The sequence below is a fragment of the Niallia sp. XMNu-256 genome, from assembly GCF_036670015.1.
Taxonomy (GTDB): domain Bacteria; phylum Bacillota; class Bacilli; order Bacillales; family Cytobacillaceae; genus Bacillus_BD.
Genome location: NZ_CP137636.1, coordinates 1,525,151 through 1,540,932, shown reverse-complemented (window position 1 = coordinate 1,540,932; position 15,782 = coordinate 1,525,151). Strand labels below are relative to the sequence as shown.

Below are 15,782 nucleotides of genomic sequence, written 5' to 3'. Positions count from 1 at the left end.
CCTCCCTTAAATGACTTTTGCTTCTGATTTTAATAAAGACACAAGCTCTTGGACTTGTTGGTTTACTTCCCCCTGCAGTACTTTTCCTTGTTGTTTCTTAGCTGGCAGGAAGATGGCAACCTTTTCGGTTTTGGCTTCTACATCCTCTTCTTCTAAATCTAAGTCGTCTAATTCAAGGGTTGTTAGTGGTTTTTTCTTCGCTTTCATGATCCCTGGCAACGATGGATAACGCGGTTCATTCAACCCTTGTTGAGTCGTTACTAGAACTGGAAGGGGCACTTCAATCGTTTCTTCGTCTCCTTCCACATCATGAACCATCGACGCTTTTCCATCTTCAATCGTTAGGCTCGTAATTGCGGTCACTTGAGGAATCCCTAAAATCTCAGCTACACGTGGTCCTACTTGACCTGAACCCCCGTCAACCGCTACGTTACCTGCTAGAATAATATCTGGATTTTTATCTTTTAAATAGGTTGCTAGAATCGTAGCGGTTGTATATTGATCGGCTTCTTCAAGATCCTCAGCATCAATCAATGCCGCTTGATCAGCCCCCATGGCAAGAGCGGTACGAAGCTCTTTTTCCGCTTCTTCGTCTCCAAAGGTTACGATTGTTACTTCGCCGCCGTGCTTCTCCTTTAAAGATATCGCTTCCTCGATGGCGTACTCGTCATAAGGATTAATAATAAACTCCGCACCATCGCTTTTGATGTTTCCATTTTCAATCACAATCTTTTCTTCCGTATCAAATGTACGTTTCATAATTACGTAGATGTTCATTTTCGTCTCTCCTTTTTTCTTTTTATACTGTCTATTTAAATTAAAATTGACTAAGGGAGTATAGTAAACGAATCACTCTCCCTCTCACTTAATATATTTGCAAGAATCATGCCAACATTAATTCTTTGTAATTAAGGGATCGAATGATCGCTTAATGTTGCAAAAGTAATAATATTCGCATAATTGTGAAGCCAATTTGCAAAATTACAACTAATTTTTCGTAGAAACAAGGGAAGCGCAGGAAGAACGTAGCTTTTTTGTTGTTGCGGGGTTAGAGGAACATCTTAGTGAGAAAAAGATGTCTATTACTACATTGTGTTGTGCCTGAAGAAGAATGGACAAACCTGTACCTCTTTATAATTACTTTATTTCCTTGAAATGATTTTGTACAAAAAGTTTTACTTGGCATAATTAATGCCTTTCTCTGTTTTTAGTTGATTAAATATTGAAAAAAAATAGATTAATCACTTAAACTATTATTATTATATTTTTAATTTAATGAATATTAAAATTATATCCATTTGATTGTCTTGAACTACTAATGACGTCTTTATTATTTTTCATGATCCTTTTGAATACTATTTAACATAAAAATCCAAAAACCTAATAAAAGGAGAAGAAAAGGTACTATGGCGTCAAAGTTAAAAAAGTAGCCTTATAAGAGGGGGTTTGTTTATGTTTTAGGAGACAACTGGTATGTCTCGCAGAAATCGGAGGTGCTGATGCTGTTTTCGGTGTCACAGGTGCTATTGGATTATTTCCTCCTGAAACGGTGGCTAGTGCGGAAATAGGAGAGAAAAAAGATAAACCTAACACCTTCAAGAAAACTATTCCCAAAGCAGTCACAATCTAGAACAAAATTAAAATAAACGGATAGCGGCAAGAAAAAAACGGTGTCTATACTAAATTGTGCCTGAGGAAGTACAAACTTTCTAAAATGCTTATTTAGAAATTCAGTAGTTTAAGAACTAGAAACAATGGGTAGATACATTGGGAGACGGTTCTCTCGTTTCATCTTCAAATCATTTACGGGAATTAGAACTTGTATCATAAAGCAACTTTCTCACAGGTTCCAGAGATCTACATATTTCAACAAACTTTGGATCACTTCGGGTGGTGAAAGGCAGCGAATTTCAAAAAGTAGAGGCATAGGGAAAAGTTCCTTTACAGAAGGAGAGGAACTTTATTAAACCTTTACATAAAATCCATCAGCACACAAAATGCGTCCTATATCATTAAATTAATAAAACATCTTAAAAAAAGGAGAGGAATCAATATGGTTCAATATACAATTTACGTATCGTTACAAGATAAAATTTATCAAACCAATGTCATAGCTAACAAAAATCAATCAGAAGAGGAAGTATATAAAATCGCAAAAGAACAAGTAATGAAACAATGGATTCATTTAAAAAATCCGATGAATGCTCATCTGCACTCTCAATCTTACGCTGGATAAGTGCCCTCTTTGTTCATTTTCAGCATCACTATTTTTACTAAAAACCTTTCCCTTTAAATGGCAAATGAGCATGACTGAAATTCGGTCATGCACCATTCGTTAAGGAAACATTGGGGACGGTTCGCGTTTCATTTTCACATTATTTATTGAAATCAAAACTCTAAATATGAAAACAACTAGTGAAGAGACCAATTTTTATGGTCTTTTTTATTTTTATCTCCCCGGCACTCCTTCTTTCGGGTGGTGACAGGCACGGGATTTAGCTTCAATCAAAAAAATAAAAGAAAAAAAATCCTTTTTGATCAGTGGAAGATTTAACCCCATTTTCATGAGTTCGTCACCGAAGTATTCTAACTTGCCATCGTTAATTCTGTACCTCTCCAAAGGATTTAGTCCTTGTAGTTTAAGACGGAGAAATGGCGGGTTGGGAGTGGCTAAGGTTTTAAAATAAAAAACAACCGCTCTTTCCTGATTCTGTGCCACATACATCCAAGCCGCATCCATTCCATCAAAAGGACTTAACAGCCTATAAAGGTTCCCAAAGAAAACCAGTTCCTTTATCCGATGATAGAGATGAATTTGCTCCTTTACCACTTTTTTATCATCGGTACTTAGTTTATCTATATTCAATTCAAATCCCAAATTTGCGGCCATTGCAACATGACATCTCATCAAAAGAGGTGTTGTTCTTCCCACCTGATGATTTGGAACATCAGAAACATGAGCCCCCATCGTTATCGCAGGATAAACGATGCTCGTTCCATATTGGATTTTCAACCTTTCGACCGCATCTGTATTATCACTCGTCCAAGTTTGCGGCATGTAATAAAGCATGCCAGGGTCAAAGCGCCCTCCTCCTCCTGAACAGCTTTCAAATAAAATTTGTGGAAATCTTCCTGTCAACGTTTCTAAAATTCGATACAAACCAAGCATATAGCGGTGTGCGGTTTCCTTTTGCCTTTCAGGGGGAAGTGCGGCAGATCCCACTTCGGTCATATTTCGGTTCATATCCCACTTCACATAGGAGATCGTAGTACTTTTAAAAAGCTCAGTGAGGATTCCAATGATATAATCACATACCTCTTCCCTGCTTAGATCAAGAATTAACTGATTTCTTGATAGCGTTCGGCTCCGACCAGGTACATGGATACACCAATCTGGATGCTTCCTATATAAATCACTGTCAGGCGAAACCATTTCCGGCTCAACCCATAATCCAAACTGCATGCCTTTTTTTCTTACATAATCTGCCAATCCATCAAGACCGTTTGGGAGTTTTTTCTTATTAACAAACCAATCACCAAGAGAACTTTTATCATTTTCACGATGCCCAAACCAGCCGTCATCCAGTACAAATAGTTCAATCCCAAGATCTTTTCCAGCATCGGCGATTTCCTTTAATTTTTTTTCATTAAAATGAAAACGGGTTGCCTCCCAGTTATTAATAAGAATGGGACGTGCTTTGTCACGATAAACCCCTCGGCAGATCCTTTCCCTCAATAGTTTATGGTAGGTTCTCGACATTCCGCCAAGTCCATCTGAAGAATAGACCATTAACGTCTCTGGTGTCTGAAATTGTTCTCCCGGCTTTAGTAGCCAGCTAAAATTAAATGGATTGATTCCCATGGAGATTCTTGTTGTTTGAAAAGAATTTACCTCTATATCTGCTTGGAAATTTCCGCTGTAAACCAAGCTAAACCCGTAAACCTCCCCATCCTCTTCGTTTGCATGTTGAGAAAGGAGAGCTAGAAAAGGGTTCTGTTGATGGCTGCTTGCTCCCCTTGAGGAGGAGATCGACTGAGTCCCATGGTGTAAAGGTTTCCGTTCGATATGACGCTCACGTGCCCAAGTTCCATGAAGGTGAAGCCAATCCCAATTAGAATGATGAAAATCAACGGACATGCTCATACATTTTTCTAACACAACATTTTGGCTGCCCCTGTTTTCAAAGGAAACGGATCTTGCAATAACATCTAGATCATGGTAAATCGTATAAAAGAGATTCATCCCCATGCCCAGCATGGAATCGACCATGGTAATCACTAGTGTTTCCGCTTCTGAATCAGCTTCAACATAGGAAGCAGGCAGGCCCTTCAAAAGGGGCTTTCCCTTCATAATTTCATGGGAATCATAGACAAACTCCGTAACAGTCGACCCATCTTTAGAGCGAAGTTGATAGGCAGGAGACCGGAAATCCCCATTTCCAAACGCTGGATATTCCTGTGGCAGTGTGTTTAAAGAAAATGCTGGATCCCCTGGTTCAGTTGATGGTGAAAATGCTCTCCCTTTAAATTGTAAGATGGAAGAAGGCTGCAGTGTCTGAACCCGTTTTCCCCAGTATAAATGGGCAGGATACTTGCCATGAACCAATTGAATAAGATAACTCATTCGATTATTGTATAAATGGAGAGTTCCGCTCTCCTCATTCCAAGCAATTGGCACCACTAATCCCCCCCAAAAAAACATCATCTTCCTTATATACTATTCGATTAATGAATGAACATGAAACATTGGGGACGGTTCTCGCGTTTCATTTTCACACCATTTATGGAACCAGAACTCCTAGTGAAGAGAACAGCTTTTATGGTCTTCATCATTAGAACCTTCCCCGCACTTCTACGCCATAATAACTGCACCCCCAATTGTTAGTTGTGTCTAACAATTGGGGGTGCAGTTCACTGTCCTATGTCCCTCCCTGTATGGGGACAAACTATAACCATTTCTATGGCGACTTTCTTACACATTCAAGGGGTCTACAAACTTCAATAAACTTTGGGTCCATTCTGGTAGTGACCAGACAAAAAAAAAAACTACGCTGACAAATCACTTTTAAGATTCTACAAATCCCAACTTAACTCGTAATCCAGAGACGGTCTGTCATGATCCCTATCTTAAATACAAAAATGCAACGCGAGAACCGTCTCCGCGTCGTATCGACCATTGATCATCTATATAAATAGACTGGAACTAGCTAAACCTCTCCATTATATCTATTAAAAGGAAACTAACTAGTAAATGAAGGGCCGTTTGTTCGTCTTCATACGTTACATTAAATAAATCCCTCATTCGGTTCAATCGATAAAGAAGAGTGTTACGATGGATCGCTAGCTGTATAGATGTAGAGTCTTTATTTTGCATCGTCAGGCAAAATAGTCGTAACGTTTTGTAGTATTCCGTTTTATGAAGATGGTCATATTGACGTATCTGATCAAGAACAGGATGAATATATGCCTCTGGTGAATCCGTTTCTGCCAACGCAAGAAACATTTGCATGGGCGCATAGTTGCGGTAGACCCCCAAATAATTTCCATCTTCCTTCGAGGCTAACTTTGCCGTTAACAATGCCTGCTTATAATTAAAATGAAACACTCACTGACTCCACTTACCTTGTAGAGCTAATCTTAATAACTAAGATATAGGTCTATTATTAGAGAGAGTCATTGAATAGTAAAACTTCCATCAGTTGAGGTTTCCTCACCCAACTGATGGAAGTTAATATGTTTTTGAATATATCACTTTTTGAGGTTAAGCGTTTAAGGGTTGTTTAACGGGTTTATGGCCCCATGCGCTGGTGGTATCATGTCTTACTACACTCCAGTTAGCATCAACAGTTCTGCCATCCCAACCATATTCGACTTCAATTCCAGATGGTGTCATTGCATAAAAAGAGATCATATGATCATTGCTATGTTTTCCAAGTGAAAGCGTAATATCATCTGCAAGTCGATCGTAGGCACGTCCTACATCGTCAAGGGATTTCACTTCGAACATGAAATGCTGAATCTTCTTAGGTATCGGCAAACTTGCTAGAGCAAGTGAATGATGTCGACCGTTACAGTGAAAGAAATAAAGCGGGATCACCATTTCAGGTCCCAGTCTCATTTCGATAATATCTGATAGTTTAAACCCTAGTAGATCTGTATAGAATGTCATTGCCTTCTGTACATCAGGAACATTGCGCACGATATGTCCTAATCCTTGTTCGTTAGTAAGGAAACCTGAAACTCCTGTTGGGGATACAAATGGTTTATTGAAAGCTTCGGTTGCACCGTAGTAAATTTCAAGCGGTAAGCCAAATGGATCTGTAAGCGAAATGATATCAAGCACTCCACGTCGTTTCGCTAGTTCAATGTCCCCTGACTTTACTTCAATTCCTGCATGAATCAACTTCTCCGTCATTTGTTCAAAACTCTGAGCATTCGCTACTTCAAAGCCTGCATAGGAGAGATCATCCTCTTCCCCATAGTCAACTGCAATTCTCCAGGCTCTTGAGTCTAAACGAAATAGGGCGGTTTCACGGTTGCTTTCGACTTCTTGCAATCCCAATCCATTCGTTAATAGATTACTCCATGCAGGAACGTCTTTTACTGAAAAACCTAAATAACCTAATTCTTTAATCGCCATGATCATCATCCTTTCTTTTGTTAGCCCATTAAAAGCCTCTCTTTTTTAAGACGATGAAGGATAATTAACTTCTGTTTATGTTTTTCTAATTTCGCAAGCAAAGAAACCTTTTTCAAAAACGATAAATAAATATTGTCCATGTCCTAAAAGTGGATCTTCAAAAAGCGAAGATGTGTGTGCTAATAGCCAATAGATCTATTTACATCTTTCATCATTTAATTGCTAGTTTGTACAGCTTCTTTTACTAAAAAAAACTGATCTATTAATTCAATAAATCGTTCATTTTTCTCTATTTGCGCCCAATGTCCGCATTGCTTTAATAGAACTAATTCAGCATTAGGAATGTGCTCCATTAAAGCCAAACTGCCTTCTTTTGGAACAAATTGATCCTCATATCCATGAATTAATAAGACTGGCTGCTGAATACGTCTTAGCGCACTTGGAGGAATAGCGATTTCATATGGTGTAAAGTTAAATAGTTTTGGATATAGCTCACGTATTTCAGGCCTCATAATAAATTCATACCTTGTTTGGATAATATTTTCTAGCTCATCTCCAAGAACGGATTCATCATATAAAAACCACGAAACTAGATTACGGAACGCTTGAATTGTCGGATCCTTAAAGAAATCTTTCATTCGAATAATTTCGGGTGGTGGCCCTGCATTTCCTTTTGGAACTGACCCGCCACTTCCCATTAAAACAATTTTTTCAAATCGGCTAGAATCGTACATTACTGCATTTAATGAAACAACTCCACCCATGGAATTCCCTACTAAGTGGGCTTTTTCGATATGATTATAGTCCATAATTTCTAAGATTTGCTGAACACGTGCGGTTGTCCATTGCCAAAAAGTCATATCACAATTTTCAGGTAAATCTGTATTTCCGAAGCCAATCATATCCGGGGCTATGACATGAAACCTGTCACTAAGTTTATCAAGTGTTTTACTCCAATTTGACTCAGCATTGGCACCTGGACCTGATCCATGTAAAAAGATGATTGTATCCTTATTCGTTTCCCCTCCCTCACAATAAAAACTATTAAACTTCCCAGTGTTTACTTTCTTTGTTGAATATTTTGCCATGTAAAAACCTCCTTTTATTGTTTCTAATTCTATAATATTGAAAACCGTAGACATTTTTAAGGTAATAATATATTGAATTTTCCGAATTTTACAATACTTTATATTGCAATTAGCCTTTATATCCTTTAAAATAGCTAATTGTAAGGAAGCGTTTTCAAAGGAGGCTGATAGAGTATGAATAAACTAAAAGATATATATAAAGTTACTCCTTCTGATTTAATTATTACATCACAAGCTTTTGGTCTATTACGTAAAGGAATCTATGAAAATATGGGGTCAAAAAAAGCAAAGGCGTTTTTATTGCGTTTTGGTAAAGAACTAGGAAGCAATAAAGCTATGGAATTAATGAAATATAATCCATCACTGGAAAGTTTGTTGAATATTGCACCCCTTCTTCATATAAGCCTTGGACATGTATCCGATGTTGAACACAACGGACATCCTCTAGTAATAGAAAATGGAAATTACCTATTTGAAGATGAAGTATATGGCAATTGGATTAATTCCTTTGAAGCAAACTTACATTTAGAACACCATGGTATAGCAGAAGAATGTTCATGTCATACACTAAGTGGATATGCTAGTGGATATTTATCTACCATTCTCAATAAAGATATCTTTGTGAAAGAAGTCTCCTGTCGAGCAAAAGGAGATGATGAATGCTCTTTTAAAATAAACACAAAAGAATTTTGGCTGGAACAGCCTAGTGACGACCTAGCTATTTACGATGATCAAACCATTATAAATGAATTGGAAGTAACTTACGATAAATTACTTTCTCAAAAAGTACTATTGGATAAGATTGCCTATTATCATAGCCAGTTGACAGATTGTGTAGCTGAGAAAAATGACATAGAGCATGTCGTACAAACTGCTTCTCAGATAGTCAATATCCCTATCGTAATCGAAGATTTATCTGAAAATATTATCATGCTAACTGGAATGGAACTTGACACTTACCAAGAACTCATTATGAGAAATAAAAATAGAAAAAAAACAATGAATACAAACAGGAAAACGACATATAAGAAAATCGGACAAACTGCTTTGTTAACCACTCCTATCTACCTAGATAATAAAATTTTTGCCTTTTGTTCCTTTATTTATTTGAATTCTCAAAAATCAGATGAGAATGATTATTTATTTTTAGAAAGGTTGTCAACCATCGCAACTTTATGCTTTCTAAATGAAAAAATCAGTTTTGAAACGACTGAACATTTGAAATTTTCAATATTAGATCAATTAATTAACAAGCAATACAGTACAATTAAGGAGATTAACTCCCAATTAAAATACGTTACATCAAACCATCATGAACAATTTGTAACGCTCTCCATAAAATGCAATCCAAATAAAGTAAACCAATCATATATAGATATATATGACCAATTACTGCAATGGTCTAAACTATTAAAAACATACCATTTAGAGTGTTTATTAAGCCAATACAAAGACAATATTATTATTTTATTATTTACCTCCGAGAAATCTAGTACACTAATAAATAAAATAAAGCATGTATTGTCTCATATGGGAAAAATAAATAGAGATATTGATTATAAAATAGGTGTTAGTCAACTCTATCATGATTTGAATGAATTTGACATTTATTTAAAACAGGCGGAACAAGCAGTAAATTTGCCTCGTCAACAAACAATCATTCAATTTGAAGAACTGGGAGTTTTAGGTGAACTACTTCAAGGATCAAATGTAGAAAATTTAAAGCAGATGGCAAAAAAAGAACTTGGAAAACTGTTAGAATCAAATGAAAAAAATAAAGAACTTCTTTTCACTTTATATACCTTCCTAGGTAATGGCGGTAAACTGGAAAAAACAAGGCAAGATTTATCGCTTTCAATGGGGGGAGTTCAATATCGTATACGTAAAATCGAAAACATTATCCAAAAAAATCTAAATGACTTTAAAATAGTCTCTTATTTATTGTTATTGATTGAATCACTTATTCTTGTTGGTGAGATAAAATTCGATTGAACATTTAAAAAGCGAAAAAAACCGCACGAGTAATAAAATCACCGTGCGGTTGAGATTCCTATTATTTTTATATTTGGCAAGACACTCGGGATTTAAACCTAGCTAACCCGGCACTCGGAAATAGGAATGCGTGTTGGTAACACCCAAGTTAATCTGAAAAATAATCCCCAAATTAGTTGATCTAGTTTTTGACTGCATTCAATTGTTTTATGACCATTTAAGCCATTTTCAACAACCAATCTGAATCAATTCTTGTCTTAGTAGATTAATCATTTCATTTAGTCTATTTAATTCTTCAAGAACTATCATTGTCTGTTCTGTTTCTAATCAACCTAGTGCCATATGGTCAAACCCAAATATAGATTTCCCATACGCTTCAATGCCATCATCGTATAATGAAGTAATATGTGTTCCTATTGCAATTAAATCCCGGGTAATTATTTCAAACGGAATGCCTTTTTTTATTCCTGTAGCCCCAATTGCCAATGTGGCTTTTACAGCAATATCGATACAGTTCTGGATAATGGTTACACGAATGGCGTTATATTCACCAGCGTTATACTCTCCGTTATCATTCTCTAACATATTGATGTATTCTTTCATTAATCCAATAGAGGCTTTGTGCTTTACAGATAACTCAGCCATGATACGCTGACCAACGGGTGACGCACTCTCTAAGTTACCATATATCCGAGTTCTTTTACTTGTTCGTTCTTTATATTCATCTAGTACTCTTTCCGCAGCTCCCATAGCCATAGCTGGAAAGCCAATATAAAAGGCAGCAAAAAATGGAACATTATAATACAAGTAATCTTCATCAATCTCTAATTTGCGCGGTTTTCGATTTACAATCATGTCTGAAAAACGAAAAGTCATATCTTCAGGAACAAAAAGGTTGTCTGCTATAACGGAGTTACTGCCTGAGCCTCTAAGACCTAATGTGTCCCAATCATTTAAAACGGTTAAATCTGAAACCCTACAGCATAATCCCAAACGGTCTGGCTGATCTTCCCCTTCAAATTGGTACACAGCAGCCAACCCAATCCATTCAGAATAATTGACACCGCTTACATAATTCCATTTCCCTGATAAATAATAACCACCTTCACATCGTTCCACTTTACCAACCGGTGCAAAGATATCAGCTATTAAACCACCATCAGCAACAATCTCGTCCATTCGATGTTTAGGTAAAAATGATATCCATGAATTATGGAGCGAATAGAAATAAGTTAGCCATGCAGCTGATAAGTTATAGTAACCAACAGTTTTAACCATATCTGCAAAGGTTTTAAAATCAATTTGCGGATAGCCATACTCTTTAGGTAGGATTAACTTATTGATTCCTTCTTCTATAATGACATCTACAACATTTTGAGAAATGGTCCTATCCTGGTCCGCCTGTAATGCTTCTTCTTCAGCCAACTGACCAATTCTTTTGGCACTTTCCATCAGCTTCATATAGATTTGCTCATCTCGTAACTTTACTTTCATTATGTTCGCCCTCTCCATTATTATTTTTTTGTCTAGGCTCTTTTCTCAGACATTGTTGCTTATAGTATGAAAACCTAGTTTTTTACTGTATATCAAGGTTTATCAGAGACAAGAGCTGCAAAATAAATTCAAAGCCAGGCAAAAAGCATGTCCACGTTAAAATTGGCCTTTAAATTTTAACAACAAACTTTACGAAAAAATCAGACTTTGTTTAAGAAAACCTTGCCCCTTAAATGTTATGGCTACCTTTTTTGGTTATCCCCACCTTTACAGCAAATCTATGAATTTACCGTTTTTCACCTTTTTAGTGGTATCCTTTGCCAGTTAATATTCCTTCTTATATGGTGGTTACAAACTATGATAAATAAATATAGTATTTTATGTAATACATATTTGTATTAATATTCCGAATATTTACCATAGTTACTATTGTAATTAATGTCTCCCTCATGCTTATACACCTCCTGAGAACATTGGGGACGGTTCTCGCGTTTCATTTTCACACCATTTATGGGAATAAGAACTCCCAGTGAAGAGTTCAGTTTTTATGGTCTTTATCATTTAAACCTTCCTGGCACTTCAAGTGATAAAAACTGTACCCCTAATTGTTAGTTATGTCTAACAATTAGGGGTACAGTTCACTGTCCTACGTCTATTCGTGAAGGCAAATCAAATCATTGCTATGGCAACTTTCTTACACATTCAAGGGGTCTACAAACTTCAATAAACTTTGGGTCCATTCTGGTAGTGACAGACAAAAAAAGAAGCTGTGCTGACAAATCACTTTCAAGATTCTACAAATCCCAACCTAACTCGAAATCCAGAGACCGTCTGTCATGATCCCTACTTTTAATACAAAAATGCAACGCGAGAACCGTCCCCGCGTTGCAATGTAATTAGTTTCTCGGATCTACATAATCCGGATAATCTGAAATAATGGCGTCGACTCCCATATCGAATAAGAAGTCGGCTGCTGCTTGACTACGTACGGTCCATGAGCCAATTTTCATACCGAAAGAATGAACATCATCCACTAATTCTTTTGTGACAATTTTATAACTTGGGTTAAACCAGTCAGCATATGTAGCGAATTCTTGTAAAGCTTCTGGAGTTGTATGTGCACGATTTGAAGTTAACACACCAATTGGCGTTTTAGGAAGAAGCTCATTCATTTTTTTCATCGATTCAAAGTTAAAAGACTGAATAATGATCTTTTCATTTTGTGGTTTATGTAAATTTCGTTCTTTTAATGCTTCTGCCACTTGCTCTTCCATCCCAGGATAAAGTTCTGGAGCCTTTAATTCTATTAAAATCCCGATTTTTCCATGGTAACGATCTAGAATCTCTTCGAACGTTGGAATTTGTTCACCTGCAAATTGTTCTCCCTTCCAGCTACCCGCATCAAGGCTTCTAAGCTGTTCAAACGTCAAATCCCCTACTTTTCCTGTTCCATCTGTTGTTCGATCTACCGTTGTATCATGGATCAATACTAATTGTCCATCTTTGCTTCTTTGCACATCAATTTCAATATAATCGGCTTTCATATCCACGGCTAGATCAAACCCAGCAATCGTATTTTCAGGTGCATAAGCTGTGGCACCACGGTGTGCTACATTATCCACCTGTTTTCTTTCCCCCCCTGTTGGTTCTGCTGCAAACGCCTGACTGAACGGGTTGAATAACAGCGAGAATGCTAATCCTGCCCCTACTATTAACTTTTTGTTCATCCTCTTCATCTCCCTATCTATAATATGTATATCCAACTATTATTCTCGGATAGGGATGTTGATCAAGTATGTGATTTTGTTTAAGGTTTATTAGGATTTCTGTTAACAAAATTCGACCTTTCTCCTCAAGTTTCTTTACAATCTACTACTGATTTTAAAGAAAAGGATAATGATCCCACTCCTTTTTACCTATCAATCATGGAAAACCACAAGGCATTCATTTTTTCAGATGAAGGATGAATGGTGCCGTTTCACACGAGGGCAAAAAATCCTATTTTAACTCATTCAGGATTTAAATGTTTTCGGCAATAAAGATAATTAGAATATTGTGTCCTAATGATTAACTTAATAGTTACGCTCAATATAATCACTTTTAAACATACAATAATATAAAGTAGTAACTTCCTTATTATTTAACAGCTTTAATTTTTCATTTTTTTGAAATCGATATTTAAATCCACATTTCTCGTTTACTCTTTTTGAGTTATTATTAAAATTAAAATGACCACACCAAATTAAATCTAAATTTAGTTCATTAAAACCATAATTAATTAAACAATTTACTGCTTCGGGAATAATTCCTCTTCCCCAGTATTTAGGATTTAAAACATACCCTACTTCCTTCTGCTTTAATTCGACAAGACTATCATCTGGCTTTCTATCGTGAAGCCCTATACTACCAATAACTTTATTTTCTGCCTTTAAAACAACAGCATATGTATCATTATTTCTTATAAACATTTTTATAATATCTTTACTTTCTGCTTCATTTATATGTGGTGGCCAACCAGCATTGGGACCTACTAACTCACTTTTAGCATATTCATATAAATCCTTGCTGTCTGTTTCTTTCCATTCTCTTAATAATAACCTTTCAGTTATTAACGTTTTCATCTATTTTTCCCCTGTCATATCTATCTAGCACACACTACTCCACCCAAAGACTTTAAAGTTAGTTAACTATTTTATTTTGGATATACTTTTCTAAACCGTTCACATACAACTAACATATTTGGTGAAAATTCTCTATCATATTCTTTTAATAATTCGGTAAAGAACTCTTCGTGTGCATTCCACCAAAACCGATAATCTCCTTCACCTTCTGCTAAAGCGAATTCCTCTGTTACCTCATTCATCGGAAGAACTTCAACAGATTGAATTTGAATAACTGAGACTGGCTCTTCATGACCGTCTAAAACTATATAGTATTCACCAACTTGAGGTATGGCTTCTTTTTCTAACTCATAAAATACAAAACCTGTAGTTGTCGCTGTCTTCTTTCCTTCAACAACTAATTCAGCTAACCACTCAGCAGAAGCTCCAAATTGAAAAGCATCTCTATACTTAATCCCTTTCTTATTATTGGCTACACAAAAATCTTTCCAAAATTGTTGTACCTTATCCATATATAATCCTCCTTTATATAAATTATTTCTTTCACCATGAACCTGCAAGTTATTACATTCAACTTCAATAAAAAAATGCGCTAATCCACCTGTGATTAACGCACCTGTTAGTAGAATTTTCCCACTGATGTTAAATATGACTCTACTTACTGATTATCTTTATTTCGTTAATAGGAAAATAAACAATGTTTGTTGTTCCGATTACCTCTTCCATGGGAATCGCCCCGATATGACGACTGTCCGTACTATTTCGCCTATTATCACCCATAACGAACAAATGCCCTTCTGGAACTACTTCACTGCTTACAGGAGTTTCTTTTAATGTAAACGAGCCTGTTAGAGGTCTATCCAACATTTCTTGTTTAAATTCGTCCAAATACGGTTCATCATATGGTGTCCCATTTATATACAATGTATCATCTCTATACTCAATGCGATCTCCCGGTAATCCAATCACACGCTTTATGTAATCTTTACTCTCTGATGCGTGAAATACAACTATATCAAATCTTTTCGGTTCACCTATTTTGGTTACAATCATTCGGTCTTGGTCTTGCAAAGTAGGGTCCATCGAAGAGCCTTCAACTACAATTGGAGTAATTAAAAAGGTACGGATAATAAAAGCTAAGAAAATTGCAATCAAGAGTGCCTTAATCCATTCCCAAATCTCATTTTTGTCTTTTGCCTTTACCTCTGTCATTTGCTTTCATCCTCTCATCATTCAATAATATTTTCTCCCCTATTACATCCGAAAGGAGTAGTACCAAAAATGTCTCGATTCCATATTCTTAAAATCATTATAGCACTTAGGAATCTACTTTAAGGGATATAATTGAGGCAAACGGGAGAGAGAACGATTTTTGCCCGGTTGTTAAAAGAGAATCCCATCCCGGCTGAAGGAAATGTGAATGAAAGTCAATTTTATATTAAGTGGGCTTGTTCACAAAATTATCCATTTTGCAGTTCATTTGTTAAAGGATTGCTGTCTTTTCGTAATAAAATGACAGCTCTTATTTGCAATTGCTCTCGTTAGCCCTATTTTTACTAACTACTTCACCAAATGTTCTTTATTAAGCGAATGATAACTCTTGGTATAAACATTAAGATGTTCCAAACCAATTCAAATATGAACTCTTCTAGGATATCTTTAAAAAAGCCGTCTCTTTTTCTTTTTTTATTTTTCATCTTCTAACTCCCAATTAATTAATCGTTGTTTAACTACTCTGACTCGTAATAACCTTTTCAATCCAATAAATCAATTCTACCTTTATTTTCTATTTCCTTCTTCCGCTAGTCTGCCCCTCTACTTCAATAAGAATAGCCATACTTCCCTCTCGAAGTATGGCACCCATAAATTGAATTTCAACGATAAGCTTTTATGTGCTTATAGCTTATTAATTTACCATTTGTATCTACAACAATTTCGTCTCCATAA

12 protein-coding genes are annotated in these 15,782 nt (G+C 36.1%); 2 read left to right on the top strand and 10 right to left on the bottom strand.

Translation table 11 applies throughout. The features are described from left to right. Positions 1 to 6: 6 nt before the first annotated feature. Positions 7 to 777 carry an electron transfer flavoprotein subunit beta/FixA family protein gene (locus R4Z10_RS07910; RefSeq protein WP_338472648.1) on the bottom strand — a complete coding sequence of 257 codons (771 nt, stop codon included), beginning with the start codon at positions 775 to 777 and terminating at the stop codon, positions 7 to 9. Positions 778 to 2,053: 1,276 nt separating this feature from the next. Here R4Z10_RS07910 and R4Z10_RS07905 point away from each other — a divergent pair. Next, the gene (locus tag R4Z10_RS07905; protein ID WP_338472647.1) at positions 2,054 to 2,236 is read left to right on the top strand and encodes a BA3454 family stress response protein; all 183 of its coding nucleotides are present in this window, start codon (positions 2,054 to 2,056) and stop codon (positions 2,234 to 2,236) included. A gap of 213 nt (positions 2,237 to 2,449) precedes the next feature. On the opposite strand, the gene R4Z10_RS07900 is transcribed toward R4Z10_RS07905, so the two are convergent. From R4Z10_RS07900 to R4Z10_RS07885, 4 genes are all read right to left on the bottom strand, one after another. Beyond that, positions 2,450 to 4,678: an alpha-galactosidase gene (locus tag R4Z10_RS07900; RefSeq protein ID WP_338472646.1), complete on the bottom strand. Its 2,229-nt coding sequence runs from the start codon at positions 4,676 to 4,678 to the stop codon at positions 2,450 to 2,452. A 525-nt stretch (positions 4,679 to 5,203) separates the two neighbouring features. After that, positions 5,204 to 5,605: a helix-turn-helix domain-containing protein gene (locus R4Z10_RS07895; RefSeq protein WP_338472645.1), complete on the bottom strand. Its 402-nt coding sequence runs from the start codon at positions 5,603 to 5,605 to the stop codon at positions 5,204 to 5,206. 156 nt (positions 5,606 to 5,761) lie between these two features. Then, a complete protein-coding gene (bphC, locus tag R4Z10_RS07890; protein WP_338472644.1) occupies positions 5,762 to 6,640 on the bottom strand; it encodes a biphenyl-2,3-diol 1,2-dioxygenase in 879 nt (292 codons plus the stop codon). Positions 6,641 to 6,855: 215 nt separating this feature from the next. Beyond that, the gene (locus R4Z10_RS07885; protein WP_338472643.1) at positions 6,856 to 7,728 is read right to left on the bottom strand and encodes an alpha/beta hydrolase; all 873 of its coding nucleotides are present in this window, start codon (positions 7,726 to 7,728) and stop codon (positions 6,856 to 6,858) included. 174 nt (positions 7,729 to 7,902) lie between these two features. Between R4Z10_RS07885 and R4Z10_RS07880 the strand changes: the two genes are divergently transcribed. Then, positions 7,903 to 9,720: a V4R domain-containing protein gene (locus R4Z10_RS07880; RefSeq protein ID WP_338472642.1), complete on the top strand. Its 1,818-nt coding sequence runs from the start codon at positions 7,903 to 7,905 to the stop codon at positions 9,718 to 9,720. Positions 9,721 to 10,047: 327 nt separating this feature from the next. On the opposite strand, the gene R4Z10_RS07875 is transcribed toward R4Z10_RS07880, so the two are convergent. From R4Z10_RS07875 to lepB, 5 genes are all read right to left on the bottom strand, one after another. Then, positions 10,048 to 11,214 (bottom strand): acyl-CoA dehydrogenase family protein, encoded by a 1,167-nt coding sequence (locus R4Z10_RS07875; protein ID WP_338472641.1) that lies wholly within the window; start codon positions 11,212 to 11,214, stop codon positions 10,048 to 10,050. Positions 11,215 to 12,110: 896 nt separating this feature from the next. Continuing rightward, positions 12,111 to 12,941 carry a glycerophosphodiester phosphodiesterase family protein gene (locus tag R4Z10_RS07870; protein ID WP_338472640.1) on the bottom strand — a complete coding sequence of 277 codons (831 nt, stop codon included), beginning with the start codon at positions 12,939 to 12,941 and terminating at the stop codon, positions 12,111 to 12,113. A gap of 345 nt (positions 12,942 to 13,286) precedes the next feature. After that, positions 13,287 to 13,835, bottom strand: a complete 549-nt coding sequence (locus R4Z10_RS07865; RefSeq protein ID WP_338472639.1) for a GNAT family N-acetyltransferase — start codon at positions 13,833 to 13,835, stop codon at positions 13,287 to 13,289. 71 nt (positions 13,836 to 13,906) lie between these two features. Next, positions 13,907 to 14,347: an ASCH domain-containing protein gene (locus R4Z10_RS07860; protein WP_338472638.1), complete on the bottom strand. Its 441-nt coding sequence runs from the start codon at positions 14,345 to 14,347 to the stop codon at positions 13,907 to 13,909. Between the two features lie 142 nt (positions 14,348 to 14,489). Then, a complete protein-coding gene (lepB, locus tag R4Z10_RS07855; RefSeq protein WP_338472637.1) occupies positions 14,490 to 15,047 on the bottom strand; it encodes a signal peptidase I in 558 nt (185 codons plus the stop codon). Positions 15,048 to 15,782 lie beyond the last annotated feature (735 nt).